This is a genomic window from Algoriphagus antarcticus (assembly GCF_002150685.1).
Taxonomy (GTDB): Bacteria; Bacteroidota; Bacteroidia; order Cytophagales; family Cyclobacteriaceae; genus Algoriphagus; species Algoriphagus antarcticus.
Map to the genome: position 1 here is coordinate 86,758 of NZ_MSSW01000009.1, position 26,361 is coordinate 113,118.

The window sequence follows — 26,361 nt, forward strand, 5'->3', positions numbered from 1 at the left end:
CAGGAGTTAGGCTATGAATTTACATCAATACCAACAATGAGCTAGTTTGCTTTTCTTCTATGCCATATAATGGGTTTCGAAGCATAAGCACGATTACATACCCCCCAGAAGGAACATAGCTTCCATTAAATTTACCATCCCATTTTAAGATCGGAGTTTCCACGGGAATATCATCCGAATAAGAATGGTAAATAAGCTCTCCTTGTCGGTTCAAAACAAACAGCTCGGCCTCGGTAATACCCTCACTCATCAGAACCCTGAAGTCCTTCTCTGGATTTCCTAAAACCATAGCATTTGGATAGACTAATTGGTAATTGCAGACAACATAGGTTCTGAAGCTATCTTCTAATTCACATCCATCTTCTGTGGTTACTACTAATTGATAGTCGCCAATCTTATCTGGTTTAAAAAGTCGTTGTGTAGATACTAACTGATCTGCAAAATACCATGCATATTTCGCAAACTCTCCGGGATCTATAGGGCTGATCGTATTTTTTCTGGAACAAACAGGATAAGTATCCTCCAAATCTCGAACGGTGTATTGTGGGCTGACTTCTACAAATGTAAAATTCCTTCCGATTTCACAACCAAGCTTGTTATAGGCCACAACTTCATAAGTTCCACTGGTGTTAATTTGGATATCAAAATGATCATCAAAGGCTACCTTTTCCTGACGGTTATTAGACTCATCGTAAAAAATCCATTCCGTTTGTACTACCTCGTCCAGATTAGTAGATAAGGATATAATTACAGCTTCAGGGTCAGAGCAGGTTTTGCCCAAGTCCAAATCCATTGGCACAGTTGTGATTGGGGTCACTACCTCAAATCCAACAGGTTCTACAGGGCAGAAACCACTACCAATTGGTGAAATCACTAGCGAAAAGTGACCAATGGAGGGTGGATAGAATTCTCGGCTTCTGCCTACAATGACCCCATTTGAATCCAACCACCTTAAATTCACTTTATCAATACTAATACCTTCTAATTCTGCACGATATCTTATTGGATCGAAGCATTTCTCTTCAAGTAAAACAGGAGTATAGCTGAAAGGTGACAACAACGTTGTCTCAAAGTTTAATTTCTTAGCACATAGACTTGAATTTGCATCTATTGGCTCTGCCAATAGAGAATAATTTCCTTTTTCAGTGAGGGTAAAACCTTCTCCCGTTTTTGAAGATTCGACCTTTCCTGAAGGAGCAGTTAACGTGAAAAGCAATTGATCTGCTGTCTCAGGAATAAGCAAGAAGGACTCGCATATAATAATATTCGATGGAATGCTTACATTTATTTGAGGTTGATCAAGAATAGTAATTGACTCTGTTGGATAGGTACAACCATCTATTATTATTTCAATAAGGTAATTGCCCGAATTTAATTCAACCTCAAATTTTCCATTAACTGGAATCGCACCTGATTTCACTGTTCCGCGATTTGAAGAGAGTATATTGTATTTTCCATTAGCAATCGATTCCCCAAATTCCAAACTGACTTTTCCTGGAATAACTCCATTAACAACACACGTTTCATTTACTTGACTGATAGTCAGATTTAGTTTATCCGCAGCAGATTGGTCAGATAAATTTTCGGACTTCATTTCAACAAGTTGGCTGGTGTTACAGCCACTTCCTTCAATATTCACAAGGTACACTTTGGCTTTGAGATCTTTAAAGGTTATAATCTGCCCTTTAGAAATGTTCTTTTGATAAAAATTAAGTTCAGGAATAGATATGGATGTTAAATTCGAATTTGCTTTCACTTGAAAACTTCCATCGTCAATAAAGCATGCATCTGGGTGTTTAAGAATTTGAATTTCAAATTGAGGCGCTGGAACTATTTCAAATTCAGTTTTTCTTAGTGACGGACAATCGGGAAAATCAATGCTTGGAACGCTAAAGCTTACTTCGTAAAATCCATGTCCATCTAGTTCCATTGTAGATAGATCAATACCATATGCATTCCCCAAACTAACGTTTTCTCCACTCGGCATTTTTCTGATATACCATTCTCCAGATAAAGGGGTGTCAGTCGATATTTTTATACTGCCACCATCACATATTTTTGATGCTGACTTAGTAATTTGAAAATCTAGTGCAGGCCCAACAAAAGTAGATCCGTTAATGGTACAAGTTTGACTACCACCAGGATTTTTCAGATACATTTCAACTAAATAAAAACCCGCTATAGAAGCAGTAATGTTGTTGCCAGTTCCTAAAGCATTACCATTTACGTCCTTCCAAGTGATGGTATAGTTTCCAATATTTGGAGTGCTGGGATCTAATGCAGTGAGGACTACTGGATTTTCGCCACAAAGTAAGTAATCCGGAAGAAGTGCTAGTTTTGGACCTCTTTGAACTTTGACATTCATGAGATCTTGGTAAAAATTAGACTCTGTCCCACGTCTTATTTTTAGGAAAACAGTATATTCTCCAATTTCAGTGAATAAGACCTTTATGGTCTCAAATTGCTCACCACCACTTCTGTTATATATTTCTTCGCCTTTTGAATTGGTTATTTTCCATTCATAAACGTCTTCGGGATTTCCCCCTGCACTATAAATACCGATTGTATTACCCAATACCATACATATTTCAGAGTCTCCAATTAACCTCGGGGAAGAAGCATTGGAAGAAGCGAGATGTGTTTTGTTTTTTTGAAACTGCCGGGATGACGATTTGACTGGTGAAATAATCCCAATCAATATGTACAGAAATAGAATAACAATCTTCCCGACGGCAAACTGGTGTTTTCGTTTCACGTAAATTATTTGCTAGTACAATGCTAAAATAATACAGCTTTACCAATGCATTGATATTTAGAAATACACACCAAAATCAGTGATGTATACACCAAAAAAATGTCGGTATTTCTATTTTTTTTTAGTCAAAATTTATTCCTGATAAAATTGACCCCGGTTTTATGTCTGTAATATGTGGTTCAAAATTGAGATGGGCAGAACCATTACATAGCTTTTAGTTGACGCTAAACTCCCATTCAAAAGGGAATTAGATTTACTGAGAATTAACGTGAATAGGGTTTTGTCGACAAGAATTAGTTGTAGACTGTACAGGTAAAAATAAAGATTCAGAAAAGGTTTTTCGGGAATAAGTAATTAGTGCTAAGGACAACTTAGGTTGTTGATGGGAAAATTTTAGATCAACAGTGATATTCCTGGAGCTTTAGAAAAAACATGGCAAAGATCGGACGTCCGGCCTTGGATCTCAGCGGACAGCGGACAGGAAACCAACCTAGGAAAAAGGTCTTTTACTAGCGGGTGAAAGAATGGTTCTTTCCAAGAACTTTCCGGAATTTTAGTGTTGGTTACTTTAATCCTCTTTTTTTCAAGGACTTAATGGTATGAAAATAGTGAAACTTAAATTCTTTTCCTTACACCTCCATTAGCTTCCATCTGCCCTTTCTGAAGAAATAAAGAGAAACTAAGGAATGAAAACTATGGCTAAATGCGATGGAGATAAATATACCCAAATGCGCCATTCCCAGCGGAAAAGCGAGTACATAAGCTAGCGGAATTTCGATAAACCAAAGCACACCAATATTGATCCAAGCTGGAGTTTTGGTGTCTCCAGCACCATTAAATGCCTGCGTCAGCACCATTCCGACGGCAAAGAAAACGTAACCTAAGGCGACTACCCATAGTCCCTGAGCAGCCACAGACTGAACTTCTGAAATATCAGTGAAGATACCTGCCAGTTGTTGATTGAAAAGAAGGTAGATTCCAGTAACCGAAGCCATGAAAATCACGGTATATCTTGTAGTCATCCAAACTGCTTTTTCGGCACGATCTGGTTGCTTGGCTCCCAAATTCTGACCTACCAAAGTAGATGCTGCTCCAGACAAACCCCAGGCAGGTAACAAAGTGAAAATCAATATTCTAAATGCAATAGTAAATCCAGCCAGCGAGGCAGATCCAAATTCAGCATTCATTCGTGTGAGCGCAATCCAAGCTACCGAATCAATCAAAAATTGCCCCATTCCACCAACAGCTATTTCCATGATTTTCTTGATGATTTCCCAAGAAATGACAATGTTTTCTTTTAGAATTTTGAGCTTGTGCTTTCCATTAAAAAGATGATACAATTGGTAAACTACACCTATTGCTCTACCAAAAGTAGTGGCAATCGCAGCACCTTCTAATCCATATCCTGGCCAGTTTCCGATTCCGAAAATCAGGATCGGATCCAAAATCATATTCAACCCATTAGCTATCCAGAGGGAACGCATTGCATGATGTGCTTGTCCAGCACCTCGAAAAGCTCCATTTAACAGAAATAAGAGCATTATCGCGGTATTTCCCGCAAAAATAATTCGAGTGTAACTAACTCCAGTTTCTATTACTTTCGCCTCAGCGCCCATCAACCCTAAAATATCCGGTGCGAATATCCATCCTATTATTCCAAGTATAATTGAGATCGCTCCCCCAACTATAAGTAATTGAAAAGCTGCGGCTCCAGCTTCTTCATATTCTTTCTCACCAAATCTTCTTGAAATTAAAGCCGTGGCAGCCATGCTGATTCCAAATCCCATGGCATAGACAAGCACTACCACAGATTCTGTCAAGCCAACCGTCGCAATGGCATGCTCACCGAGTTTGGCTACGAAAAAAATATCCACCACAGCAAAAGCAGATTCCATCATCATCTCTAAGATCATGGGAATAGCAAGTACGAAAATGGCGGTTTTCAGGGGGAGACTGGTAAAATCCTGCTCTTTGCCCCGCAGGGAGTCTTTGATTAATTGCCAAGTCATTGATGGTTGGAAAAATTGAAAGGTCGAAAGAAAGGAAAATTTCTGATGATCGAAAAACCAACTGAGTTACTAAAGGGTTACCAAACACTCATCAGACACTTTTTGTCGATTTTCGCCCTATGACTCCAACCTCCAAACTTCTCTCAACCCATTGATTTCTTATCCACAATCACATGTACATTAGGATGAAGCCATAAAATTGAAGCCGGCAAATCTGTCCTAATTTTACCTTTCAAAAGCAAATCCATAGCTGACTTTTTGCCTTTTCCCGTGATAAAGAGAATGACCATTTTCGAGTCCATAATATTCCCAACACCCAGGGTCATTCCTTGGGTCAGCTGAACACCAACTTTTTCTATCATGCCGCTAGCTAAAGTCACTGGATGCAGTTTGGCTACGTGGCAATATGGTTGAAGAAAATCTGCGGGTTCGTTCAAAGCAATATGTCCATTGATTCCAATACCCAGAATGCAAATGTCTATTCCATCGGATTCGTCCAGTTCCTTCTGGATTCGCTTGCATTCAGAAATTGGGTCGTCTGCTTCAACTTCAAATGAAATGTATCGATCATCTTCGATTTCCAGCTTTTTGAGCAGCTTTTCCTGAATGTCATATTCGGATGTAAAAGTTGACTCATCGTCCAGCCCAACCCATTCATCCAGCTTAATCACTTGCATCCAGTCAAAAAAACCATGGGAATTTTGATGCTTTCTTGCCATCAACTCATACAATCCAGCAGGAGAATTCCCACTCGCTGCACAAAAAAGCAAGTCGGGCGTGATCTCAATTTCACGGAGAACCAGCTCAGTACCGAGCTGCGACATTTCCTGGTAATCTTTGCAATAGTGTATTTTCATATAGTTAAATACGGTTTATTTTTTAATTTTCTTTGTATCCGCTTTTCTACAAGTATTGAGGAAAAAGCAGCTTAATATATGGTAAACATTAGCATTGCCGGTACTTCTCCCGATCGCTATCGCATCGGCCTGCCCCGCTGTGGCGGGTCACATCCTTTTAATCAAGGTTACCGGTAGCATTGAGGATACCAATATTAAATTTTTTGTTTATCCGCTACTTTGCCAGTAGGCAGAAGAGGCAAGAATATAATTGGTGCATAATTGATAATTGGGCGTTTCGGTCTCCCGTCTTCGGTCTTCGGTCCCAATAAGCGAAGAAAATAAGGTTACCGGCAACATTGAGGATGCCAATATTAAATTTTATCCCAATCCTGATTGTAACCACTCATTTCTATTTCTAAAGGTTCGGATTTTCCAGTAACCAGTTTTGTAATAATAAAATGCAACCAAAGCAGCAATCAAATTGGAAATTGGAAACGCCCACCAAATACCCTCAAAGCCAAGTTCAGTTTTATTTGAAAGTATGAAAGCAACCGGAAAGCGAACTACCCATAGACTAAAGATAGAGATCAACATAGAAGCCTGAGTAAAGCGAGTGCCATTAAAAACCCCATTGAGCACTTGCTGCACTCCCAAAAGACCAAAGCTTAAACTCATAATTCGTATGAACTTTGCACCATCTTTGATGACTTGGGGGTCATTTGGCACAAAGAAAGCTGTCAGGTTTTCTGCAAATAGAAACAATATTAATCCTATTCCAGTAAGCCCAAAAAAAGCAATCTTGGTACTCAAGTCACCTATTTTTTCCGCTCGTTTGATTTGGCCTGCACCTATGCTTTGGCCTACCAGGGTGGTCGTAGCAATGCCCATACCGAGCGATGGGACTATCACTAAGCTCAGAATCCTTGCTCCTATTCCATAGGCAGCCACTACCTCACTTCCATAGCTAGTAACTAGCATCACCATCAATGTCATTGCGGCTGCTCTTGAGGATTGTTCCAAACTAGCCGGAATTCCCAATTCAAACATTCTCTTCACCCAGCGAAGCTCAAGTTTCATGCAGCTCAACTTTATTTTAATCCCCTGCTTTCCTCTGAAAAGTATATAGAGACCAGCTGCTGCTGATAGACCCTGCGTGATGATGCTTGCTATGGCAGCACCAGCCACTCCATATCCTTCAATACTTCCGTATCCGAAAATAAATAAAGGATCCAGCACTAAGTTCAAAAGTACAGTGCCCAAAACTATATACATCGGCAATAGCACATTACCAATTCCCCTCATTAGGGATTGGAAAACAAAAAACATAAAGAGAAATACAAACCCAAAGGAAGAGACTTGAAAATAGGTGACCGAGTCATTTAAAATCTCAGGCCCTGCCCCGACCAAGGTCATTAAAGGTGATGCAACTACATAACCCAGAAAAGCCAGAAGAATTGAAATCAAAAAGACGATAACGACAGTTTGCGAAGCTGTGAAATCAATCATTTTTCTATCATTAGCACCTTTGTACTGGGACACAATCACAGTTCCAGCGAGAGTCAATCCAGCACCTAGCGAGAGTACCAAAAACAAAATAGGAAAGCTTATGCTTACAGCAGCTACTGCATTAGCACCCAATCGTCCAAGCCAAAAAGTATCAATCAACTGATAAGCAGTCTGGAGGATATTGGCCATAATTATCGGCCAAGCTATGGTGAAGAGACTTCGGACTAAACTCCCCTCTGCTACTTGATATTTCTTACTCATTCATCATTCTTTTGAGATGGATTAACCAGTCACTCCAAGATGCCAGTAAAATTTGAAAATCAGAAGAAGAGGGCGATCTATTACACCAAATAAATTAGATTCTTAGATCTTTTTAGTGTACACATTTCCAAATCTATCCTTGGCTTCCACTACCAGATTATCTTTTGACTCTGGGTTAAAAAAGAACATGTGATCATTCAATTGAGGCTCTACCCATTCTCTTCGCTTAGGAAGCTGCGGCCCAAGATGCAATTCAACACTTAACGGATCAATAGCTACAATCTTCTCTGGAACGCCTTTCTTTATGCCATTTTCAAACCAAGAAATTTCCCAAGAAGGATCATAGTTCCAGCAATTAAGGCTCATCTGATCAGGGAAATCTTTATGATATCCTTTGTCATAAACTCGAAATTGCTCACTGATATCCAGTCCGGTTCCCTTGTATCGCCATTTCAATTCCGAGCCTTTTGCCTCATAAAGAGCATAGCCATTTGGCGTACCGTCATAGCAAATTGGCCCTGACCACCAGGCTCCACAAACTGTCCCATGACAATGTTCAAATATATGCCCGTTAATCATATTGTCATTGAAATGCGTGTGTCCTGAAAGCAAATGTGCATTGTATCCCTCCAAAATCTTATACAAATGTTCCCTATTACTCACTGTACCTCCAATCGTATCACGATCTGGATATCTGGTCACAGCGCCTGTGTAGCTAGGAATATGTAGCGCAATTACAACCGTTTTACCCTTTTCAACATGAGCCAAATCCTGTTCCAACCACGCCAATTGCTCTTCATCAATATACCCTATGTATTTGCTCCCAATGTAAAAAACATCGTCCAATACCACGTAATGCACTTCCCCTCTATTCCAGGAATAATAAGTTGGGCCAAAGTGGCTCTTAAAAGTACTGCTGCTCAACTCATCTGATCTGACTCCCAAATCCATATCGTGATTGCCGATCACTTGGAAAAAAGGCGTATCATATAGCTGCACACTCTGGTTATATTCCTTGAATAATTCCAGATGATCGAAAACCAAATCCCCGCAGCCTATCCCAAAGAGATTTGGATCATTTAGTGATTTGATGGTTTGCTGCACATCTGGCGCAGCTACAGTCAAGAGTTGATTGGCTTCGTACTCATTCTGAATCTGTGTATCGGATAATAAAAGGAAATGATGGTTTTCATCATTGGAGAAACTCCTTTTCAACGTAAAGCTGACATTTTGCTCACTTTTGGTTTTATCTATTTTTTGAAAAAAATCCGCCGAACCATTGGTTAGCTTTTTTATCTCAAAACCTGCTGGTATTGAAATAAAAACAAAGTCCCTATCAGAAGCTGAGTACAAGTCAAATTCACCAGAAGAATTGGTCAAAACAACTGAACGTCCATCCGAAACAGGAACTCGATGAATACCTTTCCCATCGTTCAGCACCCTTCCTCTAATTCGTATAGATTTGAAAACCGTGGTTAGTTGTGTATTCTGAGGGTTTGCTAACAGTATTTCCTGAAGCCCAAAATATCCTACCGAAGTAAGGCCCAGTGTTTTGATAAAATCTCTTCTTTTAAACATAGTTAGTTCTTCTGAGTGGTTGGGGTATGTTTTTGCATGGTTTCTTAAAAATGCGAATTGAATCCAGTTTTTAATTGCTCGTTTATCAAACTTCTCAATTTAGTAATCTACAATTGATTTAGAATTTATAATTTCAAATCGGATTCACATTGCTTTTTATCCTAATAATCAGGAAATTAACCTAAAGTTTTACTTACTATAATTTCTGTTTTTTTAAACTTCTAAGCTATGAAAAGGAAATTTTCAGATTTGCATTGTCACAATCATATGAGAGCCCATCTGCATATGCAGGAAAAAAGGGAGGCTTATGAAAAAAAGGATGAATTCAGTCCTTGGACGGTAATATCATCCAATAGAGCCGGCTACGTAAAGGGTAAAATGGGCGCTTCCTACAGCCAGTGTGATCTGGTAAAGGCCTGGAATGGAAATGTACGATTGACTTTTAACTCATTGTATCCACTTGAGCGACAGTTTGTCTTAGGATTGGAAAAACTAAATACCACTGATTTGCTCAATATTTCCGTCGGAGTGAGCACACATCACAAACTGCCACTAAGGGATCTGATTCAGACGTTTTATATGCGTATTCCCAAAATTACAGTCGATTATGTCCAATCAAAAAATTATGATTATTGGGAGTCTTTGAAGCGGGAATTTGAGTTTGTGCTCATGGACTCCGGAAAAACAATTGAGAGCAATAAAATTCATACTACAGGTGTTTTGCGAAGGATTTTTGAAAATGAAAAGAAACGAGCTACCAAATTTGAAAACGAGCTTTGGGTCGAAAACGCCCGGTATTTGATTCCTGGGTCAAAAAAATCCTTAAATGAATCTCTGCAAAACAACGATGAGATTACGATGATACTGACCATCGAAGGATCTCATGCTTTGGGAACTGACCTTTTGGAAAAAGGGAAAATCTCAATTGATGAAATTTCAAATCGAATTCAGGAAATCAAAAATGACTGGAAAGTCCCTGTTTTCTTCATCACTTTTTCGCATCACTTCAACAATAATCTCTGCGGTCATGCGCATTCAATTCCTGACAAAGGCAAACTATTATTGAATCAAGTCGATAATATGAACAAAGGCTTTACGGATCATGGAAAAAGGATTGTGCTGGAGTTATTGGGTATGGACAAAAACCTTCAAAAAGACCAGAAGCTAGGTTATCGAATCCTTATTGATGTCAAGCACATGAGTGCTTGCGGGCGTCTAGAATATTATGATCAGATCGTCAAACCATGCCTGGCAAAAGGCGACAAAATCCCCGTTATCGCTTCGCATTGTGGGTTTTCAGGAGTCAAAACTTTACAGGAACATATTGATTGCTTTCATCTTGAAAAAGATGACTTCTCTGATGAAAGCAAAAAATTCAATGCCTGGAATATCAATGTCTGTGAAGAGGATATAGAAATGATCGTGAAGACCGATGGACTTTTCGGACTTTCCTTTGATCAGCGCATACTTGGAATCACTAAAGAGAATAAAAAATCCAAGCGAAATGGAATCGAACTTCTTTATGACAATATTGAAGGAATAGCCAAATCTGCTTATGCAAATCCTAATCTCAGCGAAGCCGAAAAATCCAAAGTATGGAAATGCATGACTCTGGGTACAGATTTCGAAGGCTTAATCGATCCTATAGACCACTATCCTACGGTTTTAGAATTTGAGCTTTTTTCAAGTAATCTTATTTTTAAAATTGAGCAGGCACGTAAAGATCCAACAGCTATACATCTCACCCACCTCAAATCAAGAGAAGATACAGAAGCTTTAGTTGATGATTTTTGCTATAATAATGCAGAGGCATTTGTGAAAGCTAACTACCCCAAATAAGCAATCATAATTATACGCAACTTATGGCTATCGGATAATTCCAATAGCCTACAGTATCATTGATTTATTGGGTAGAGAATCCTATCTGCTGCTTGAAGACCGTAGACGTAGACCTAAGTAAACTAAATAATATAGTTTAGCAAACCCTATTTTCCTTGTGTCCCCTTACAGCCAAAAAAGCCAACATCATATTTCAAAATCTAATTAAGTATAGAAAGCTATTTGCTAGTAATGTCCTTGATACTTGCTCCGCATTATCTAGCTACTTTTAAAAACTATTCTTCCCCAAAAATCTCCTTCACAACCCAGCCTTTACCCCACTCTTCCCGCTCAGACTCAGTCCAGAGTTCTGGATAAAAAATCACTTTCTGAAAGCGCGGAGGCAAATATTTCTGCCAGTTGGTCCCGCCAGTTGCAGCAATATCCACCGGGTCTCTTTGCAGAAAACGGACTGCAGATTTATAATGAGCCAAAGGCCAAAACACATTTGCCTTTAGATCAAATTGCTTCATAGCCTCAGTTAATCCATCCGAAGGATCAGACAGGTCTATATAGCGTTGCCATATATTTTTGCGTTTATATGCATCGATCAAATCCATCAATTTCTTGCTGTATTTCGCTTCGAAATTCTTTAGGGTAAGGGTCTTTTCTCCAGTTGCCAGTTCTATTGCTCCCTGCTGCCAATACAGATTTTCAAAAATCACATCTGTAGGCGTATGGAAATCAGGGTCTTTACGCTTATCCAAAGCCACCAAATTAAATGCATCTGCAGCCATCAGTTCTATCTCCCGATATTGAGCACTTTGAAAACCACTGGAAGGAAGCAAAGACATACGGAATTTCAGAAACTGCTCCTGCTCCATGCCTTTCCACATCACTGCAAATGAGCCAATCAACTGATCAAAATACATATTGATTCTCCCCAATCGTCTTTGGAAAAAATCGTCCGAAATTGCTTTTTGTTCAGCTATTTGCTCCATCTCAGAAATAATCAACTTGAAATATAGCTCTGTGATCTGATGATAGATGATGAAGATCTTTTCATCCTTGAAAGACGTTTTCGGTTGCTGTAACGAAAGTAATACGTCCAAATTGATGTAATCCCAATACGTGAGATAATCTGCATAATGAAGACCTTCCAAGTAAGAAAGCATATCCTGACCCGAAGCTTTGAATTTTTGTTGAAGCTGCTCTATTTTATCTAATATCCTAGGATCAAATTGGGATTCCTCCATGAGTATTTTTTAATCGAATTGATAGTTTTTTATCCTCTTTTCTGGTTAATTAGAATCGAGGTGAGAGCGCTGAAAATGCCCGGGCATTCCTTCTGCTAGCCAAAATTGCTTTAAAATCAGTCACTTTGGTTCTAATTTCGTTCCGATGTCTACCAGGATTCCCAGATATTCACAATGACTGATTCTACTAACGGTCTGCTTTTGCACCAATATTAGCTATTTCTGAAATTGATCGAGACAGGTTAGGACGAAACTTATTGCAGTATTTCAGGTTAAATTCACGACAAAAATCAAAGATTCATCTTTATAAACCAAAAATAACATGGAGTCAGTTGAAATCAGAAAGTCATTGAAGCAGGACACTTTCGATGGAGTTGATTTTTTAGACATTGATAATTTGCTTACCGACGAGCATAAATTGATAAGAACTTCCATTAGGGATTTTGTCAAAAGGGAGATTTCACCTTACATAGAAGATTGGTCTCAGAACGCTTATTTCCCTACAGAAATCGTCAAGAAATTTGGGGATGTTGGAGCTTTTGGCCCACAAATCCCAGAGCAATATGGCGGCGGTGGAGTAGACTACATTTCTTACGGATTGATTATGCAGGAGATTGAGCGCGGGGATTCGGGAATGCGATCCACAGCATCTGTGCAGGGTTCGTTGGTGATGTATCCCATTTATAAATTCGGATCAGAAGAGCAGCGTAACAAGTATTTGCCTAAACTAGCTTCAGGAGAAATGCTTGGATGCTTTGGACTTACCGAGCCAGATCATGGATCCAATCCAAGCGGTATGGTGACTAATTTCAAAGATATGGGTGATCATTTCCTGCTGAACGGTGCTAAAATGTGGATTTCCAATTCTCCCCAAGCTGATATCGCAGTTGTTTGGGCAAAGGATGAATCGGGTAGAATCCACGGTTTGATCGTAGAACGTGGAATGGAAGGATTCAGTACGCCAGAAACTCACGGAAAGTGGTCTCTACGTGCTTCATGCACCGGAGAACTTGTGTTTGACAATGTGAAGGTTCCAAAGGAGAATCTACTTCCTGGAAAATCAGGTCTTGGTGCTCCTTTGATGTGCTTGGATTCCGCGCGGTTTGGTATCGCATGGGGAGCAATTGGCGCTGCGATGGACTGCTATGAGTCTGCCAGAAAGTATGCTGCTGAGCGTATCCAATTCGGCAAACCCATTGCAAGCTTTCAGTTGATACAGAAAAAGCTATCAGAAATGCTCACCGAAATCACCAAAGCACAATTGCTTGCTTGGAAAGTCGGTAAGATGATGAATGAGGGCAAAGCCAAAACTGTCCACATTTCGATGGCAAAAAGAAACAATGTGGATATGGCCTTACATGTCGCACGTGAAGCCAGACAAATCCATGGCGGAATGGGCATCACCGGAGAATATCCAATTATGCGTCATATGATGAACTTGGAATCAGTGATCACCTATGAAGGCACGCATGACATTCACCTGTTGATATTGGGACAGGAGATTACCGGGATACCGGCTTTTGTATGATTTTTTTTTTAAACCGCGGAGATCAATGAGGTAAACGCTGAGGGCGAGAGTGGGGATTTGAACAGGTAATTAGTTGGAAGGACAAAAAAGATATATGCAAAATATTAGTAAGTGGTAGGGTATATAAACATCATGTACTTTATGAATGGTACTTGAGGATAATTCAATAACCTAACACAGCAAATTAAATCGTACATTTGTGTACTATCCTTTAATTAAAATGAATAAGAACGGACCAATAGTTATTGTTGAAGATGACGATGATGATCAAGTGATGTTTAGTAAAGTGTTTAAAGAACTGAATTATAAAAATGAAATAGTTTTCTTTAATGACGGACAAGAAGCGCTTGCCTATTTGACCGGTAAAACCATCGAGCCCTTCATCGTTTTTTCTGACATCAATATGCCAAAGCTAAATGGCATAGAGCTAAGAAAGCAAATTCATGAAAACGAGGACATTCGATTAAAAACCATTCCCTACTTATTTTTCACAACAAGTGCTGCGCAAGAAGCTGTTGTAGACGCTTACTCAAAATCTATTCAAGGATTTTTTGTCAAGCCTTGTACTTTTCAAGATTTAAAAAGTACATTGAAAATAATAGTTGAGTATTGGCAAAAGTGCGAATCCCCAAACTACTGTAAGTAACTTTAATAACTAAACCGAATATTGATTCCTAAATTCTAGGGACAGTTTAAGCTTGAACAATCAGATGATAGTAAGATTATCGAAACTTGGAGAAAATTCAAGTTTCGATAACCATTTAAAATCGTAGCATAACTAGTCCACTTATTTAAGCAATTAGGAACATTATTACTAAGCTTACTTCATTTAGACTTTGATGAAATACTTCTACACTGGAGCTGATGTCCTAGCCATTCGAATCATAGATCCTCAGCGATATCAGCAAATTCCAGAGCACCCAATGCTTGGATTTTCACTTCATAGGAAGCTGGATTTGGATAGATTTTCAATTCCACAGAGACCAAGATGCCTGGATTGAAAATCCCCGAAATAGTCATGGTGACAGTGGCAAGTCGTGTTGTGCAGCCAGCTTCATTCGTTAATTCTACAGCATATTCTCCCATTTGATTTACAATCAGCATTCGCTGGGTAGCATCTTCCAGTTTATCGCCATCTCTAAACCATTGCTAAGTGAAATTCCCCATCCGGAGCTTTTAGGATATTACCATCCTCCACGATTTCACAGGCAGGTTTAGCAAATCACTCCACTCTACTCTTTAGCAAAAATAACTGAACTGGATTTACAGGATCATTGCTGAAAATGTAAATATTTCGCTGATCTATCCCCTGTCTTCCTTTGGGATCAAATACTACTTTGAGCTGAACAGATTCCCCTGGATTAAGTGAGGTTTTTGGTAGCTCCAGTTTAAGACATTCGCAATTTCCCTGCACCTTTTTGATTTCCAGCACTTGTTTCCCTCTATTGTTCAGCACCACATTTTCTACTTGGATCACATTTGACTTGATGGATCTCAGATCAATTTCTTTTGGATCAATAACTAGTTGAGGCACAATATTCAAGTCATCCTTTGCAAAAGGCGCATAGTACTCAAACACATCGGCTAGCACGTCTAGCTGAATAAACGTGGTACTATCCTGCCAATTGAGGGAGATTTGATCTTCGAAATACCCAAGATCCCCTTTCAAAGCCCCGTCATAAAATACCTGAAGTAATCCCCGATCATTTGGCATAATCGAATCGGTAATCTGATTCACTTGGATATATTCTGGGCCTAAAAAATGAAGACTATCTTTATAATAAGGCTTGTTACCAAAATTGTAAACCTCCACTTGTTTCAGTTTTGGTTCATTAGTAAACACCTCTCCCACGTTAATTTTAGCTAGTCGAAAGCCAAAATCACCTTTACGCGTTCTATAAGTTCCCACAGGATCACTAGCCCGTGGAATGGCATTTCCTTCTATAAAAAGCGTATCCTGAACACCAAATAAATTACCCTTCACGACGATCATTCTGGAGAAATAACCGGCAACTGAAGATGGGTCAAATGATACTTGTAAAGTCCCGCTCTCTCCTACGTTCAAAGTATCCTTAGTATATTCTACAGTAGTGCATCCACAATCTGTCACGACATTTTCTATGAAAAAAAGAGAATCCTGCGTGTGGATAAACTGAAATTCTGCTATCTGTGGCCCCTGCTCTTCCAAGACAGTTCCCAAATCCACCTTGTTCACTGCCCAGATCAGCTTAGGAGTTATAGCGTCTTGAGCCAGTGCAAGTTGGGAGAAAAAACAAAGGAAAATGAGGGTATAAAGGGTCTTTTCAATTCTAATCATGCCCGCAATTAACGCATAATTTCAAACGTATTATAGGCTGATTTACTTAATTTGCAGCAAAATCACACCAATGGCAAGAGTACTTACAGGCATTCAAAGTAGCGGCAGACCACACTTGGGGAATATCCTCGGAGCGATTGTCCCTGCAATTGAATTGATCAAAGAAAACAAAGAAGAGTCTTTCATTTTTATTGCAGACTTACATTCACTCATCTCTCTAAAGGATGGTGAGGTACGCAAGCAAAATACACTCGCAGTAGCTGCAGCTTGGCTAGCCTTTGGGCTGGACATTGAGCATACTACCTTTTACCGCCAATCTAGAAGACCGGAAGTAGCGGAACTGACTTGGTACCTGAACTGCTTCACTCCTTTTCCAATGCTGGCAAATGCGCACAGCTTCAAGGACAAGTCAGAAAAGCTTTCCGACGTAAATGCCGGACTTTTTACCTATCCGGTATTGATGACTTCGGATATTTTGCTGTATTCAGCGGATTTGGTGCCTGTGGGAAAAGATCAAATGCAACATCTCGAAATGGCCCGGGATATAGCTTCCACTTTTAATAGAATTGTAGGTGAAGATATCCTGATTATTCCCGAAGCAAGAATCGATGAGGTTGTAAAAACCATTCCAGGCACTGATGGGCAGAAAATGAGTAAGTCTTACAATAACTATATCGATATTTTTCTTCCTGAAAAAGCACTGAAGGCTAATATTAACCGTATTGTAACTGACAGCAAAGGCCTGGAAGAACCAAAAGACCCAGATACCGACAATGTGTATAAGCTGTATAGTTTGGTAGCTTCCACAGAGCAAACCAAGCAGATGAGAGCAAAATACGAAGCTGGTAATTATGGCTATGGTCATGCTAAGAAGGAATTTATGCAGCTTATTTTGAATAAATATTCCGAAGAGCGCAAAGCCTTTGATTACTACATGAGCAATCCTGAAGAAGTGGAAAAAAAGCTCGCTGCAGGCGAAGAAAAAGCAAAAGCCGTAGGAGCGGAATTGTTGGAAAAGGTTAGAGCGAAACTGGGGTTTAAGTAATACTTTTTTGGTTTCTCGCTACGGCGTGGCGGCGCTACGTTTTGTGAGCTCTTCGGGATTTGCAATTCCGAAGCTCTATCAACGGATTTGAAATCCGAAAAAAAATGGCTCCTTCGATATCTGACGGAGCCATTTTTATTTCTACTTGTGCTTTGCCTTTATTCCATTCAGAAGGCGAGCCAGACCGTCATCATAAAAATTTATCAGCCTTACGCAACTCTTAGTCTATCGCTCTCTGCGAAACCCTCTGTGTACACTGTGGTTTAAAATGACTAAATAAACTCCTTAAAAATCACAGTTGCATTATGACCACCAAATCCGAACGTATTACTCAAAGCAACGGTAACTTTTTTCTCGATAGCATTCTTTGTAACTATCTGTATTCCTTCTGGAATGGCTGGATCCAGATTTTCAGTATTGATAGTTGGTGGTACAACTCCCTCATTAATTGCCTTCACGCAGAAAATCGCTTCAATAGCTCCTGCAGCACCAAGTAAATGGCCTGTCATGGATTTGGTAGCCGAAATATGCAGATTATCATAAGCGCCAGCAGAGAGCCTTGAAATAGCTTTAATCTCACTCAGATCTCCTGTTGGTGTAGAAGTAGCATGTGCATTTAGGTAATCCACTTCATGAATACTAAGGCCAGCTTCTTCCAAGGCAAACTTCATACAATGGTAAGCTCCTTCTCCCTGTGGATGAGTGGCCGTCAAATGATATGCATCAGCAGTCATCGCGGCTCCTACCACCTCACCATAGATTTTTGCTCCACGCTTTTTAGCATGCTCATATTCTTCTAGGATCAAAGCAGCCGCACCCTCTCCCATCACAAAACCATCCCGCTCAGCATCAAAAGGTCTTGAAGCGATGGCAGGATTTTCATTTCGTGTGGAAAGCGCCTTTAAGGCATTGAAACCTCCCATGGCTGCTTCCGTGATGGGAGCATCCGAACCACCGGTGATGATCACCTTAGCTTTTCCCCATTTGATATAATTGAATGCATCCATGATTGCACTGTTGGAAGAAGCGCAGGCGGTCACAGGAGTATAGTTGATTCCCATAAAGCCGTATTTCATCGAAATGACTCCTGAAGCCATATTCACTAAGTATTTTGGGATGAAAAAAGGATTGAATCGTGGGTTTAGATCATTTCCCACAAACTCTTTCATCTCCTTTTCAAAAGTATTCATGCCGCCTTGGCTCGTTCCCCATATCACACCGCCATCAAATGGTGAGTCAAGTTGGGATACATCCAAACCTGCATCTTCCATCGCTTCAGCAGCTGCAAACAAACCATATTGGGTATACAGGTCAGATCGTCTGATCTCATTTCTGTCTAGTTTCAGCGTAGGGTCAAAATTCTTGATTTCGCTGGCAAATCTGGTTTTGAATTTCTCCGTATTAAAATACGTAATCGCACCGGCACCATTTTTTCCTTCTTTCGCGTTTTGCCAGTTAGACTTTACGTCATTTCCAAGAGCAGTTAAAGCTCCCAAACCTGTAATTACTACTCTTTTTGAGTTCATTGTTTTAATTTAAATCAGGGAAAAAATAATTCATTCGAATGAAAAAACCCGGCTATTCACCAGGTCTTTCAAATTACTTATGTCTTATATCTAGATTCTTGATTCTAAAATCTAACATCTTAATACTTATCACTTGCTACTTAATACCTATCTACTTCTCCAAAGATCCTTCAGCTGTCTGCCGTTGATCAGCATCACAAATCTCGCTGGATTTGGAATCAAAACGATGCGAACGTCTTGCTTATCAAACTGTTCTGACTCGATTGGCACGCCCTGATGACCTGCTACTTCATAGCTCACGATGCCATTGGCATCAGGAAGAAGTGGCCTATAAGCATTTGCGATATATGCTGTAGGCAAAAGAATGTCCGTGTCAGACTTCAACTTATCTTGAATTTTTTCAATTTCAGCTTCAAGTCTATCCTCATAGTTTTCGTTGAAATCATCTTCCAAGTCATGAAGCTCTTCTTCCAGGTCATCATAGCTTTCGTCGCTATATTTCATAGAGGCAAGTCGATTTCTCTTTTCTACTATTTCGGTAAGCTCTTTGTCCAGCGTATCCCAATTCATTCTGTTCGGTTTTTTTGATTTGAAATGCAAAGATGGGAAATCTCTTTTTTTATGAAGAACTATTTCAAAGAAATTAACTCACCAAAAGGATTTTTCCATTTCTGCCAGGTTTGTGATAAGCTTCGATTGCGGCCTTCACTTCTGTCAATGGAAACTTCTCAGCGACTTCAGCCTTAGAATCATCACTCATCAGAAAAGCTTGAGTTTCTTTGTAAAGCTTAGCTCTTTCTTCTTTGGAAATTCTCTGTAAAAAACTGCTCAGCCAAAATCCCTCAATAGAAACTTCTTTGAAAATCATCATTCCAGTATTTGTAGGCATATTTTTTCCACTCAAAACACCGAAAACGTACATCTTTCCAAACTGCTTGATACAGGTCAAGGCTGTGGCTCCAAGCTCTCCACCCACAGCATCAAAAACGGCAGAAACTCCTTCACTCACAAGCACGGATATTTCCTTTTTCAAGTCTTCTTTCTCTGTATTGATGACGAGATCAGCACCAAGATCAGCTAAGTATTTTTTCTGCTCATCGTGACGAACAGTACAAGCCACTTTAATTCCTTTGGATTTCGCTACTTGGATTGCAAATTTCCCAAAAGCCGATGCGCCAGCCGTAAGCAAAAGCCATTCTCCAGCTTTCAACTCAGATTTATTGACCAATGCCACAGCAGTCACGGGATTTACAAAAGCCTGACAGGCCACTTCAAAAGACATTCCATCTGGCATAGGAATAACCTGCTTGGCCGGTAGCGTGATGTATTCTCTCCAGGTGCCTGTACTGGTTCCCTGAGCTGTAAACATCACTCTGGTACCTACTGAGAATTTACCCTCAGCATCCGATTTACTTACTATTCCGGCTGCTTCAAAACCAGCACTACTTGGCAAATTAGGCTGGATTCCATACCGCCCCTGAATGAACATCAGATCAGAAGGATTGATATTTCTTGCTTTTACTTCTATCTGAATCTCATGAGCTTCGGGCTCCGGTGCTGCTGATTCTTTTACCTGCAAAACATCTTCAGGCTTTCCTGTTTTTTCAAAAATTACTTCTTTCATAGTTAGCTAAAATTTGATTTGGAATTTACGATTTCTAATTATCCACAACTGTACCATTAATGAGTCAAAAAACAGCTTGATATACGTTAAAACACTAGTTTTGAGCCTAGTTCGGTCTTCCAACCTGTAAATCAAGGAATTTATGTTTACTGGCACAAATACGGATAATCATATTATTCTTGGATTAACTAAGAATATTCTCCATTCGTTCAGGCTTACTATTTATCTTTATTTATCTTGAAAGAAGAAAAAAACCTACTTATGGATCTATCTTCACTATTCTCCCTCGATGGAAAAGTTGCGCTCATTACCGGAGCTAGCAAAGGAATCGGCTTTTGCATTGCAGAAATTTTTGCCGCTGCTGGAGCAAAAGTTGTGCTTTGCAGCCGAAAACAAGAAGCTGTGGATGAAATGGCCAATCAGCTAAAAGCCAAAGGATACGAAGCAATGGGCATAGCCTGCAATGTGGGAAACTTGGAGGAATTAAAAAATCTGGTAGAGAAAACCATTGAATCATGCGGGCAATTGGATATCCTGGTAAATAATGCCGCAACAAGCCCTGTTTTCGGCCCAGTGCATGAAACGAGTTCGGAAGCTTTTGACAAAATAATGAATGTGAACCTAAAGGCTCCATTCGAACTGTCAAAACTATGCTGGCCTCACCTGAGAAAATCCTCCAATGCCTCAGTGATTAACATCAGTTCGATAGGTGGCATTTCACCGGAACATGGATTGGGCATCTATAGCGTGAGCAAAGCTGCTTTGATCTCCCTGACCAAGGTATTAGCCAAGGAATGGGGAGAAGCTAAAATCAGAGTGAACGTCATTTGCCCAGGTTTGATAGAGACCAAATTCTCAGAACCGTTATGGTCTGATGAGAAAACTATGAGCATGGTAATGAAAAAACTCGCTATCAAACGCGTAGGTTCAGCAGAAGAAATTGGTGCAATGGCGCTTTTCTTAGCTTCACCTGCCGCGTCTTACACCACAGGTTCTGTCTTCACTTCTGATGGCGGATTTACTATTTAATTAATTTAACTGGAAATCAATCCTTAATGAATATTAATACAATCGGTATTATAGGCGCTGGCAACCTAGGAACCAGAATAGGGCTTCAAGCTGCGATTTCAGGTTATCAAGTGAACGTATATGATATTCATGAGAAAAGCCTAAACAGATCACAAAGCTCGATGAAAAAGCTGGTGGATCACTTAACTCGATCCAAACAGATAGTTGAAGAAGAAGGAATTCAGGCTCTGGGAAGAATTTTCTTTTCTCAGAATCTTAAAGAAACACTTCAAAATGTGGATCTGATCAGCGAAAGTGTCACTGAAGATCCCGATATTAAAACAAAGGTTTGGAAAGAAATAGGTGAGAATGCTCCCATGCACACCATTTTCACCACCAACACCTCCTATTTGCTGCCCTCTCAATTTGCACAAGTTTCCGGAAGACCAGAGAAATTCTGTGCTTTTCATTTTCATGATGTTTTCTATTCCAGAGTCGTGGATATCATGCCACATGCAGGCACGTCAACAGAGATAATCGGCATATTGGAAGATCTTGGAAGAAAGCTAAATCAAGTGCCTATTTTGATTAAAAAGGAAAACTCAGGCTACATTTTCAATACCTTATTAATAGCTTGGATAGATGCAGCAGGAAGACTTTTAACTGGAGAAATCGCTGAAGTAGAAGCTATCGACAAATCCTGGATGGTGAATTTCGGTATGTCGGCGGGTCCTTTCGGGATTTTGGATAATGTGGGTTTGGATACGGCATGGCATATTACTACCGCTAGAAGAAATCCAGCTTCGCGAGCTTTTGCGGCGCTACTTAAAACCTATGTGGATGAAGGGAAATTGGGAACCAAATCAGGAGAAGGCTTTTATACTTACCCAAACCCTAGGTATAAACATGAAGATTTTCTAAAATAATCTAATCGATTTCAGAGTAAATAAGATCTAGTTTGAGAATCAGTTCGTAATTGCTTATACCCTTATTATATCGCAATGAAGCACTTTTATTTTTGCTTTGCTTTTGGTTTTCTGTTTCTGCTTACCAAAAGCGGCCAAGCACAGATTTCCATAAGCAAAGAATTAACATTTCCTGTTTCAATTCATGCCCAAGCAGAAATCGCACGAGTTGATTCTGCTGATTATACTTTGAATGAAATCCTAGAGCTGGAGAACTCACTGGATTTTCATTATCTACTAAACCCTATTACTGATCTTGGATTTACAGACCAGACATTCTGGTTAAGATTTTCTTTAGAAAATGACACGGATCAGCCTCAGACTGTCTATTTGGAAACCGCCAGACCAATCACCGATGTGGTTCATTTATACCAATTATCTCAAGGGAAAATCATCTCAGATCAGTTGAGCGGAGATATGATAAAGTTTGAGGATAGACCTTTCAAGCATAGAAAGATGATCTTTCCGATTACGATTTCGGCCAACTCCAACTCAAATTTTTACATCAAATATCAAAGCGACGGCGAAGTAATTAATCTACCTCTTTTACTGAATGATACTTCCTCGCTAGTTACTTCTTCATACTTCACCCAACTGATTTTCGGTTTCTTCTATGGTATTCTTTTTTTAGCAGGAGTTACTTACCTCTTTTTTTATTTTGCAATGAAGGAATCCAGTTTCATCTTCTATGTGGCATACGTGCTCTCTGTGGCATTGCTCCATTTGAATCTGGATGGATACTTCTTCCAATACATCACCCTAGAGCCTGGATGGTTTGCCAATCGTTCCCTTCTGATCTTTGCTGCACTTAGTTCCTTGGCACTTGGTGCCTATAGTTACGTTTACCTTAAGGCAGTAGAATTATCAAAATTCATCAAAAAATTCTTTCAGCTATTATTCCTAGCCCATGCGATACTTTTTGTATTGATCATAGCATACACTCCAGGACAAGCACTTTATTATCCAGCGGTCAACATCCTGGGCTTTTTGATGCTTATTCTAATCATCATCACGATTTTCAAAAGCTATCTAAGTAAGGCCCATATTGATCTTTTCTTTACTGTGGGCATTGCATTCTTAACACTCGGTTTTGTGATTTTCATTTTGAATAATTTTTCACTGATCCCTAATTCATTTTTAACAGCCAATGCTTCCAAAATAGGGACTGGAGTAGAAATAATCTTCCTCTCACTTTCAATGGCAAATAGAATTCGCCAGCTCAAAACAGAAAAAGAGGAAATACAGGAATTAGCGCTGATGCGTGCGGAGGAATCCAACGACATGAAAACCTATTTTCTCTCAAACATGAGTCATGAACTCAGGACTCCACTAAATGCTATTTTGGGGCTATCCAAGTCAATAATAAGCCGAACCGATGATCCCACGATCAAGAAAAATCTGGAAGTAATTCAATATTCCTCCATGTCTTTGCTTGGCTCTATCAATGATATTCTGGATTATTCCAAAATAGAAAAAGGTGAGTTGAAGCTTGCGCATGTAGAATTTGATCTACAGAAAATCCTCCATGAATTGAAGCTTGTCACCAACCAAAAATCCCGTGAGAAGGGACTGGAATTTATTTACCAAGAGCATAACGAAATCAACACAAAGCTAATTGGCGACCCTGTTCGGTTGAAACAAATCATCTCAAATGTGCTGGAAAATGCCACTAAATTCACACAGAAAGGTCAAATCAAACTGACAGTGAACACAGAGGAAAAACAAGGAAATAGGCTTGCACTCATTTTACAGATTGAGGATACGGGAGTCGGCATTGCCAAAGAAAAACTTAATCGGATTTTTGATTCATTTAGCCAAGAACAAATAAATGACAAACGGAAATACGGCGGTTTTGGAATTGGACTTTGTATCGTAAAAGCATTAGTTGATCTTCATGAAGGTACTATAGAAGTGAGTAGTGTGAAATATGAAGGCACACAGGTAAAAATTAAAATCGAGCTTGAAAGATCTATTTCAACTCCAAAAAATCAAGAGTTATTGACTTCTGCACAATCAGAAAAACTTATGCAGGGCAAGCATTTTCTGGTAGTAGAAGACAATATGGTAAATCAATTAGTCATCAAATCAATCCTCCGAAAATGGAAGGGCGTCAGCTTTGACTTTGCAAACCACGGTCTGGAAGCTTTGGAAGCCATAAAAACAAAGGCCTATAACCTAGTGCTGATGGATCTCCAAATGCCTGAAATGGATGGGTACGAGGCTACCGAGCAGATACGATCTGGGAATTCGGGAATGAATTCTAAAGATATTCCGATCATTGCTGTGACTGCCGACACGACTGAGAATACCAAAGCCCGTGTTTTTGCAATTGGAATGGATGACTACATCACCAAGCCAATAGATCAAGAGTTACTTTATGCCAGCGTAGAAAAAGCGCTTTACTTGGAAAATATCAAGCTGGATATAGACATGTAACGTATTTGGCGAAGGAAAATAAGTATTGCAGATAGCTACTGTACTCCCCTTATGTACTCAACTTCGGGGAAATAGTCGATGGGCAAAAGATCCCCGACTCGCTCCCAACCTATATAACCTTCTACCACAACGCCGAAGGGATCAGATAAACTTCCATTTTCAAAAATCTCCAGTGAATCCACTGTCATCCGCATGCTGGAAGATTGACTTTTGCGAACTCCCCTACCCATTCCAAGGACGTATTGGGGACTTTCTTTTTCATTCTGATAGGTTACAAGAATATGATCAGAGAATTCCAAATATTCTCTTCTCTCCCTGTTTCTGCGGATATCTATGGAAGTAATAAGTTCAGTTCCAAGGCTATCTATGAATTTGCCCTTATGAACAGGATCATCCTTACGGTAAAGTCTTCTTATCTCGAAACCCTCGGCAACTGATTTCCCAGCATAAATAGACCGCATGAAATGCTGAAAACTTCCATAATATGCTTCCAACCGATTCCTTTCCACTCTTCTCTGCTTTCGCCGAGACAGAGTTGAATCAGGGATAAACAGAGGATATCCACCATAAGTGACAAATCCTATTTTGTAATTAAACCGAAAGTCATTGAGCAGGTAATCAAGCCTATAGCCCAGATTTGGATTGTTTATTTTTAGAATATCTCTAGAGGAAGCTATTAATGCTCCAGGTTCAGATTGATCATCTAGAATCATTGACAATTCATTTTCTATTTCACAGGCTTTTCCATTCAGAGAAGTACCTAAGAAATATCTCTTGAAATCATCCAAATTTCTATACCAAGCAGGATCACGAGTTTCATTCACCTCCATTTCATCTAAGTCTTCATCCACAGATACAAGCATAAATTTGTATCCCTGAGGCTGCACCATAGACGCAGGAAGATTAAATGTGAGCCCTTCATACCCGAGTATTCGGATAATTACTTCATAGTTTCCGTTAGGTAAATACATAGAAAACTTCCCTTCCTCGTCGGTAGTTGTACCTAGGGTAGTATTAGCCAAAAATACTGTGGCGTATGGAATCGCTTCTCCAGTTTCAAAATCTACAATAGTACCTTTGAAAATAGCCTGAGCATTTGCAGAGAAGCTTCCAAAAAACAAAAACAAGCCTAAAAAAATCTTTAATAGCATGGAAGTAGGCTTGTTTGAATTCATCAATGCAAATAAGTAATAGTTTTGACTTTTCACTTATAACTTGGTCTTCCCCTTCTAGGTTAAGTCAAATCATCGTGGTGGCTGGGTGTAATCCGTACAGTGGTTATATGTAATTACACCTTACTATCCTTAACCATAAGTTATTGGAAAACAATTGAAAATCACTAATAATCTAACTCACTAAGACTTTCAATCCTGAATACTTGCCCGACGTCGCGGGATTTCTAGCATATGAATAAAGGAAATCTTTGGGCTTATCAACAATTCCTGCATTCTCTAAAGATTCTGACCTTATAACTAATCTATTTCTTATCCATTCATCGTCAGAAGTCTCATTGACCAAGTAGGTTTCAATGTAGCCATCCTTTGGAACAGCGATCTTTTTGATCAGTTCCTCGTGTTTGTTTCTTGCCTTTTTTGGAAAGGATTACTTTTCCTTGTTCATAGAGTGTAGAATCTGAATCATACAATGCATATCCCAAGTAAGCTTCTGGCACGGGTTTCTGTTGCAGCTCCGTAATCACCAGCGCGATCACATTGGCGATGGCGATTTCGTTGATTCCTACTGTACTGAGATTCTGACCGTATTCGGTGAGCTGCTGGATTAGCTTCTTGTCCATTCCTGATCGTACAAAGCTGGCTGGTGACAACTTGAATTTCTTAGGATCGACGTACTTTCCTCCCGACTACTGTACGGGAACACCAAGCTCCACGC

The 26,361-nt window shown here is 39.7% G+C and carries 20 protein-coding genes; 7 read left to right on the plus strand and 13 right to left on the minus strand.

Going from position 1 to position 26,361, the window contains the following annotated elements:
- Nucleotides 1–19: 19 nt before the first annotated feature.
- The 5 genes from BVH04_RS05620 to BVH04_RS05640 all read right to left on the minus strand — a co-directional run bounded on the left by BVH04_RS05620 (nucleotide 20) and on the right by BVH04_RS05640 (nucleotide 8,948).
- Nucleotides 20–2,158, minus strand: a complete 2,139-nt coding sequence (locus BVH04_RS05620; protein ID WP_140160527.1) for a hypothetical protein — start codon at nucleotides 2,156–2,158, stop codon at nucleotides 20–22.
- A 1,226-nt stretch (nucleotides 2,159–3,384) separates the two neighbouring features.
- Nucleotides 3,385–4,764, minus strand: a complete 1,380-nt coding sequence (locus BVH04_RS05625) for an MATE family efflux transporter (RefSeq protein WP_086540354.1) — start codon at nucleotides 4,762–4,764, stop codon at nucleotides 3,385–3,387.
- Nucleotides 4,765–4,907: 143 nt separating this feature from the next.
- Nucleotides 4,908–5,621, minus strand: a complete 714-nt coding sequence (locus BVH04_RS05630) for a 6-phosphogluconolactonase (protein WP_086540355.1) — start codon at nucleotides 5,619–5,621, stop codon at nucleotides 4,908–4,910.
- Between the two features lie 360 nt (nucleotides 5,622–5,981).
- The gene (locus BVH04_RS05635; protein WP_086540356.1) at nucleotides 5,982–7,370 is read right to left on the minus strand and encodes an MATE family efflux transporter; all 1,389 of its coding nucleotides are present in this window, start codon (nucleotides 7,368–7,370) and stop codon (nucleotides 5,982–5,984) included.
- Nucleotides 7,371–7,472: 102 nt separating this feature from the next.
- On the minus strand, nucleotides 7,473–8,948 hold the full coding sequence (locus BVH04_RS05640; protein ID WP_086540357.1) for a calcineurin-like phosphoesterase C-terminal domain-containing protein: 1,476 nt from the start codon (nucleotides 8,946–8,948) through the stop codon (nucleotides 7,473–7,475).
- Nucleotides 8,949–9,176: 228 nt separating this feature from the next.
- Between BVH04_RS05640 and BVH04_RS05645 the strand changes: the two genes are divergently transcribed.
- On the plus strand, nucleotides 9,177–10,787 hold the full coding sequence (locus tag BVH04_RS05645) for an amidohydrolase family protein (RefSeq protein ID WP_140160528.1): 1,611 nt from the start codon (nucleotides 9,177–9,179) through the stop codon (nucleotides 10,785–10,787).
- Between the two features lie 275 nt (nucleotides 10,788–11,062).
- Here the strand turns inward: BVH04_RS05645 and BVH04_RS05650 are convergent, their stop codons facing one another.
- Nucleotides 11,063–12,022 (minus strand): tryptophan 2,3-dioxygenase family protein, encoded by a 960-nt coding sequence (locus BVH04_RS05650; RefSeq protein ID WP_086540359.1) that lies wholly within the window; start codon nucleotides 12,020–12,022, stop codon nucleotides 11,063–11,065.
- Nucleotides 12,023–12,344: 322 nt separating this feature from the next.
- Here BVH04_RS05650 and BVH04_RS05655 point away from each other — a divergent pair, with 322 nt between their 5' ends.
- Together BVH04_RS05655 and BVH04_RS05660 are read left to right on the plus strand one after the other, a co-directional pair.
- A complete protein-coding gene (locus BVH04_RS05655; protein WP_086540360.1) occupies nucleotides 12,345–13,550 on the plus strand; it encodes an acyl-CoA dehydrogenase family protein in 1,206 nt (401 codons plus the stop codon).
- Between the two features lie 220 nt (nucleotides 13,551–13,770).
- Nucleotides 13,771–14,196, plus strand: coding sequence for a response regulator (locus tag BVH04_RS05660; RefSeq protein ID WP_086540361.1), 426 nt, complete (start codon nucleotides 13,771–13,773; stop codon nucleotides 14,194–14,196).
- A 236-nt stretch (nucleotides 14,197–14,432) separates the two neighbouring features.
- Here BVH04_RS05660 and BVH04_RS05665 read toward each other — a convergent pair whose 3' ends face one another.
- Together BVH04_RS05665 and BVH04_RS05670 are read right to left on the minus strand one after the other, a co-directional pair.
- Nucleotides 14,433–14,654: a hypothetical protein gene (locus BVH04_RS05665; RefSeq protein ID WP_086540362.1), complete on the minus strand. Its 222-nt coding sequence runs from the start codon at nucleotides 14,652–14,654 to the stop codon at nucleotides 14,433–14,435.
- Nucleotides 14,655–14,772: 118 nt separating this feature from the next.
- The gene (locus tag BVH04_RS05670) at nucleotides 14,773–15,867 is read right to left on the minus strand and encodes a DUF1573 domain-containing protein (protein ID WP_086540363.1); all 1,095 of its coding nucleotides are present in this window, start codon (nucleotides 15,865–15,867) and stop codon (nucleotides 14,773–14,775) included.
- Between the two features lie 70 nt (nucleotides 15,868–15,937).
- Between BVH04_RS05670 and trpS the strand changes: the two genes are divergently transcribed.
- Nucleotides 15,938–16,912 (plus strand): tryptophan--tRNA ligase, encoded by a 975-nt coding sequence (gene trpS / locus BVH04_RS05675; RefSeq protein WP_086540365.1) that lies wholly within the window; start codon nucleotides 15,938–15,940, stop codon nucleotides 16,910–16,912.
- 272 nt (nucleotides 16,913–17,184) lie between these two features.
- On the opposite strand, the gene fabF is transcribed toward trpS, so the two are convergent.
- The 3 genes from fabF to BVH04_RS05690 form a co-directional block, all read right to left on the minus strand.
- On the minus strand, nucleotides 17,185–18,438 hold the full coding sequence (gene fabF, locus BVH04_RS05680) for a beta-ketoacyl-ACP synthase II (RefSeq protein ID WP_086540367.1): 1,254 nt from the start codon (nucleotides 18,436–18,438) through the stop codon (nucleotides 17,185–17,187).
- Between the two features lie 147 nt (nucleotides 18,439–18,585).
- Nucleotides 18,586–19,008: a hypothetical protein gene (locus BVH04_RS05685; RefSeq protein WP_086540369.1), complete on the minus strand. Its 423-nt coding sequence runs from the start codon at nucleotides 19,006–19,008 to the stop codon at nucleotides 18,586–18,588.
- Nucleotides 19,009–19,081: 73 nt separating this feature from the next.
- Nucleotides 19,082–20,062, minus strand: a complete 981-nt coding sequence (locus BVH04_RS05690) for a zinc-dependent alcohol dehydrogenase family protein (protein ID WP_086540371.1) — start codon at nucleotides 20,060–20,062, stop codon at nucleotides 19,082–19,084.
- Nucleotides 20,063–20,323: 261 nt separating this feature from the next.
- Between BVH04_RS05690 and BVH04_RS05695 the strand changes: the two genes are divergently transcribed.
- From BVH04_RS05695 to BVH04_RS05705, 3 genes are all read left to right on the plus strand, one after another.
- Entirely contained in the window at nucleotides 20,324–21,091 is a 768-nt protein-coding gene (locus tag BVH04_RS05695) for an SDR family NAD(P)-dependent oxidoreductase (protein ID WP_086540471.1), read from the plus strand.
- 26 nt (nucleotides 21,092–21,117) lie between these two features.
- Nucleotides 21,118–21,996 (plus strand): 3-hydroxyacyl-CoA dehydrogenase, encoded by an 879-nt coding sequence (locus tag BVH04_RS05700; protein ID WP_086540372.1) that lies wholly within the window; start codon nucleotides 21,118–21,120, stop codon nucleotides 21,994–21,996.
- Nucleotides 21,997–22,071: 75 nt separating this feature from the next.
- Nucleotides 22,072–24,471, plus strand: coding sequence for a hybrid sensor histidine kinase/response regulator (locus BVH04_RS05705; RefSeq protein WP_086540374.1), 2,400 nt, complete (start codon nucleotides 22,072–22,074; stop codon nucleotides 24,469–24,471).
- Between the two features lie 35 nt (nucleotides 24,472–24,506).
- On the opposite strand, the gene BVH04_RS05710 is transcribed toward BVH04_RS05705, so the two are convergent.
- Together BVH04_RS05710 and BVH04_RS05715 are read right to left on the minus strand one after the other, a co-directional pair.
- The gene (locus tag BVH04_RS05710) at nucleotides 24,507–25,622 is read right to left on the minus strand and encodes a carboxypeptidase-like regulatory domain-containing protein (RefSeq protein ID WP_169714365.1); all 1,116 of its coding nucleotides are present in this window, start codon (nucleotides 25,620–25,622) and stop codon (nucleotides 24,507–24,509) included.
- 374 nt (nucleotides 25,623–25,996) lie between these two features.
- The gene (locus tag BVH04_RS05715; RefSeq protein WP_086540378.1) at nucleotides 25,997–26,266 is read right to left on the minus strand and encodes a hypothetical protein; all 270 of its coding nucleotides are present in this window, start codon (nucleotides 26,264–26,266) and stop codon (nucleotides 25,997–25,999) included.
- Nucleotides 26,267–26,361: the final 95 nt, after the last annotated feature.

Bases quoted from the DNA above. Each gene is read 5' to 3' on its own strand.
- BVH04_RS05685 (WP_086540369.1), bottom strand. From the start codon at position 19,008: ATGAATTGGGATACGCTGGACAAAGAGCTTACCGAAATAGTAGAAAAG.
- BVH04_RS05700 (WP_086540372.1), top strand. From the start codon at position 21,118: ATGAATATTAATACAATCGGTATTATAGGCGCTGGCAACCTAGGAACC.
- BVH04_RS05670 (WP_086540363.1), bottom strand. From the start codon at position 15,867: ATGATTAGAATTGAAAAGACCCTTTATACCCTCATTTTCCTTTGTTTT.
- BVH04_RS05690 (WP_086540371.1), bottom strand. From the start codon at position 20,062: ATGAAAGAAGTAATTTTTGAAAAAACAGGAAAGCCTGAAGATGTTTTG.
- BVH04_RS05635 (WP_086540356.1), bottom strand. From the start codon at position 7,370: ATGAGTAAGAAATATCAAGTAGCAGAGGGGAGTTTAGTCCGAAGTCTC.
- BVH04_RS05705 (WP_086540374.1), top strand. From the start codon at position 22,072: ATGAAGCACTTTTATTTTTGCTTTGCTTTTGGTTTTCTGTTTCTGCTT.
- trpS (WP_086540365.1), top strand. From the start codon at position 15,938: ATGGCAAGAGTACTTACAGGCATTCAAAGTAGCGGCAGACCACACTTG.
- fabF (WP_086540367.1), bottom strand. From the start codon at position 18,438: ATGAACTCAAAAAGAGTAGTAATTACAGGTTTGGGAGCTTTAACTGCT.
- BVH04_RS05630 (WP_086540355.1), bottom strand. From the start codon at position 5,621: ATGAAAATACACTATTGCAAAGATTACCAGGAAATGTCGCAGCTCGGT.
- BVH04_RS05625 (WP_086540354.1), bottom strand. From the start codon at position 4,764: ATGACTTGGCAATTAATCAAAGACTCCCTGCGGGGCAAAGAGCAGGAT.
- BVH04_RS05655 (WP_086540360.1), top strand. From the start codon at position 12,345: ATGGAGTCAGTTGAAATCAGAAAGTCATTGAAGCAGGACACTTTCGAT.
- BVH04_RS05645 (WP_140160528.1), top strand. From the start codon at position 9,177: ATGAAAAGGAAATTTTCAGATTTGCATTGTCACAATCATATGAGAGCC.
- BVH04_RS05710 (WP_169714365.1), bottom strand. From the start codon at position 25,622: ATGCTATTAAAGATTTTTTTAGGCTTGTTTTTGTTTTTTGGAAGCTTC.
- BVH04_RS05620 (WP_140160527.1), bottom strand. From the start codon at position 2,158: ATGTATCTGAAAAATCCTGGTGGTAGTCAAACTTGTACCATTAACGGA.
- BVH04_RS05695 (WP_086540471.1), top strand. From the start codon at position 20,324: ATGGATCTATCTTCACTATTCTCCCTCGATGGAAAAGTTGCGCTCATT.
- BVH04_RS05660 (WP_086540361.1), top strand. From the start codon at position 13,771: ATGAATAAGAACGGACCAATAGTTATTGTTGAAGATGACGATGATGAT.
- BVH04_RS05640 (WP_086540357.1), bottom strand. From the start codon at position 8,948: ATGTTTAAAAGAAGAGATTTTATCAAAACACTGGGCCTTACTTCGGTA.
- BVH04_RS05650 (WP_086540359.1), bottom strand. From the start codon at position 12,022: ATGGAGGAATCCCAATTTGATCCTAGGATATTAGATAAAATAGAGCAG.
- BVH04_RS05665 (WP_086540362.1), bottom strand. From the start codon at position 14,654: ATGCTGATTGTAAATCAAATGGGAGAATATGCTGTAGAATTAACGAAT.
- BVH04_RS05715 (WP_086540378.1), bottom strand. From the start codon at position 26,266: ATGGACAAGAAGCTAATCCAGCAGCTCACCGAATACGGTCAGAATCTC.